The organism is Sporomusa sp., from assembly GCF_057736855.1.
This window is the reverse complement of the sequence record NZ_JBYKYF010000368.1, coordinates 1-2,586: the sequence shown is the minus strand read 5'-3', so window position 1 is coordinate 2,586 and position 2,586 is coordinate 1. Positions and strand designations below refer to the sequence as shown.

Sequence of the window (2,586 nt, the reverse complement as noted above, 5' to 3'; positions counted from 1 at the left end):
GTGGAGCTAATGAGTTTCGTGCAGTTGTTGATGAGGCACTGGCGACAACTGGAGCTAAACATATATTGCTCAATATGCAAGGAGTTAGTTTTATTGATAGTTCCGGGTTAGGTGCTATTCTTGGACGGTATCGTCAGATTGCTCAGTTAGGGGGAAAAATCCTCGTAGTGCATCTTAAACCACAGGTACAGCGGCTATTTGAACTAGCTGGGCTATTAAAAGTTTTAACCATATATCAAACAGAGGACCAAGCGTTAGAACTATTATAAGGAGGCTGTGCCAATGGAGACTCAGATAAAAAATCAAATTAAACTTTCGATGTTAAGTACTAACGAAAATATAGCTTTTGCTAGGGCGGCGGCTGCAGCTTTTGCGGCTCAATTAGATTTGACACTCACGACAATTGATGAAATTAAAGTTGCCGTGTCAGAAGCCGTATCAAATTCTGTAATTCATGGTTATGGTGATAGTAGTAATAGTAGCAAACAAAACTATATTGATGTAATCATGAAATTATTTCATGATAGACTTGAATTTACAGTGATTGACTATGGACGAGGAATAGCTGACATTAACGCAGCTCGTCAGCCGTCATTTTCAACTGATCCTGAACGTATGGGATTAGGATTTGTTTTTATGGATTCATTTATGGATGATCTAGAGGTTATCTCCGAACTTGGGCAAGGTACAACCGTGAGAATGACAAAAATGCTTGTACCAAGCACTGAGCACTAGGTGGATACCATGCTCAAAGATGAGGAATTAAAGGAATTATTACGTCAGGCCCAATCCTCTGACCCAGATGTTCGACAAGCTGCTAAAGAACGTATTCTAGAAAACAACTTAAATTTAGTGCGAAGCATTGTTCACCGGTTTACCAACCGTGGTTATGAGTGGGATGATTTATTTCAAATTGGTAGTATTGGATTGTTGAAAGCCATTGATCGCTTTGACCTTTCTTTTCGTGTTAAATTTTCAACCTATGCTGTACCTATGATTATTGGTGAAATTCGCCGGTTTATTCGAGATGATAATCCAGTAAAGGTCAGCCGACCATTAAAAGAGCTTGCTTACCGTGTTCATAAAACGCAAGAAATGTTGCAGGGAACGTTAGGGCGGGAACCGACAATTTCTGAAATTTCTAAAGAATTATCAATGGCACCGCAAGAAATCGTTACCGCACTCGAAGCGGTTCAGCCGCAAATATCCTTATATGAACAGGCATATCAAAGCAGTGACGGCGGGGATACCATACATCTTTTAGACCAAATTATGCTTCCGGACGGACAAGACAATGCCTGTTTAGATAATTTAGCATTAAAGGAAGTTCTGGTGCGACTGCCTGTAAAAGAACGTACCGTTATTTATTTGCGTTTCTTTGCCGATAAAACGCAGGCAGAGATTGCGGCAGCCATTGGCATGTCCCAAGTGCAAGTATCTCGTATAGAAAAGCAGGCCCTTAAACTAATTCGTGAATTTTTGCAGACCTCTTAGTAAATGAGGTCTGTTTTTTTATTAGTAGTTCTAAACTGATTTGGACATAATAAAAGCAGAGGTGATACTAATGAATGGTGTTGTTAATAAATCAAAAATTAAAGGTTTTATTTACCTATTCTTGGTGTCGCTGCTTATGGCTGGCAGCGCTGCTGCCTGGCTGTATTTTTCTACCGATATGCCACCTAAACCACCGCTGAGAGCAAAACAAGTATTTTTGTGGCATAACAAGGCAGAATAATGCACAGACTATAATTGTCACCAATCATAAATTTTGCAGGGGGGTACTAATGTGGTTGTAAAAGTTATTGAACTTGTTGGAACATCCCGACATAACTGGACGGATGCAGTTGATAATGCTGTTTCGGAAGCGGCTAAGACGGTTGACTCTATCCTTGGAGTTGAGGTAACAAACTTTACTGCGACCGTAGAAAATGGTCACATCGGGGAGTATAAAGCCGATGTAAAAGTTGCCTTCCGGGTAAATCACTAACAGTGGAGAAAAGACGCCATTTTCCGGCGTCTTTCTTATTGTTTCGCATTTGAGCTCAGCCCCGGCTAATTCTTTCGGCTGTCTACGGCCTGAAAATGTGTCTCAGGTACTCTTTATGAATGATTCGGTTTAGCTATGGTCAAAATATAAGCGAACTTATACTGGCCTTTCATGAATATCAAGTGCTTACTAGCGTTAATAGACTTTTGACGTTAGTGGTTTAGTTGAGTAGAGTTGGGAGTGATGAGTATGCCGAAACGAATAACCAGTAAAATCTCAAGCTATATTAAACCCCAGCAACAACAAGTACCAAGGAAAGGGGAAAACTCACAAGCATGTGAAAATGCGGTAATTGCTGATGATATATCTAAAGGTTTGCAGACGCAAGCAAAACAGGATAAAACATTTCAGAATAGTAATTCGCAGGAAGTTATTGATCTATTAAACAAGATTAATACTCGGCTAGAACATTTGCAGGAGGCCCTTAATGAAAGCCGGCAAGCTGGCAGCCAGGATGTTAGGCAAAACCAACCAGAAACTGGGCATACTCAAGATGTACTTCAATCCCAGTCACCGCAGCAAGTTACAAATTCGCAAGC

Annotated in this window: 6 protein-coding genes; all 6 read left to right on the top strand. The window is 40.5% G+C overall.

Features of this window, described 5'->3' with window-relative positions:
* The coding region (locus AC29Z1_RS16325) for an STAS domain-containing protein (protein ID WP_488272511.1) at nt 1–269 on the top strand (269 nt) is incomplete at its 5' end.
* Between the two features lie 13 nt (nt 270–282).
* On the top strand, nt 283–735 hold the full coding sequence (gene spoIIAB, locus AC29Z1_RS16320) for an anti-sigma F factor (RefSeq protein ID WP_488272510.1): 453 nt from the start codon (nt 283–285) through the stop codon (nt 733–735).
* Between the two features lie 9 nt (nt 736–744).
* Nucleotides 745–1,494 (top strand): SigF/SigG family RNA polymerase sporulation sigma factor, encoded by a 750-nt coding sequence (locus AC29Z1_RS16315; protein WP_488272509.1) that lies wholly within the window; start codon nt 745–747, stop codon nt 1,492–1,494.
* 70 nt (nt 1,495–1,564) lie between these two features.
* The gene (locus AC29Z1_RS16310; protein WP_488272508.1) at nt 1,565–1,735 is read left to right on the top strand and encodes a hypothetical protein; all 171 of its coding nucleotides are present in this window, start codon (nt 1,565–1,567) and stop codon (nt 1,733–1,735) included.
* A gap of 51 nt (nt 1,736–1,786) precedes the next feature.
* The gene (locus tag AC29Z1_RS16305) at nt 1,787–1,987 is read left to right on the top strand and encodes a dodecin family protein (RefSeq protein WP_488272507.1); all 201 of its coding nucleotides are present in this window, start codon (nt 1,787–1,789) and stop codon (nt 1,985–1,987) included.
* Nucleotides 1,988–2,236: 249 nt separating this feature from the next.
* The coding region (locus tag AC29Z1_RS16300; RefSeq protein ID WP_488272506.1) for a hypothetical protein at nt 2,237–2,586 on the top strand (350 nt) is incomplete at its 3' end.

What these genes read in the sequence shown, in the direction of transcription:
- AC29Z1_RS16310 (WP_488272508.1), top strand. Translation starts at nt 1,565, where the DNA reads ATGAATGGTGTTGTTAATAAATCAAAAATTAAAGGTTTTATTTACCTA.
- spoIIAB (WP_488272510.1), top strand. Translation starts at nt 283, where the DNA reads ATGGAGACTCAGATAAAAAATCAAATTAAACTTTCGATGTTAAGTACT.
- AC29Z1_RS16315 (WP_488272509.1), top strand. Translation starts at nt 745, where the DNA reads ATGCTCAAAGATGAGGAATTAAAGGAATTATTACGTCAGGCCCAATCC.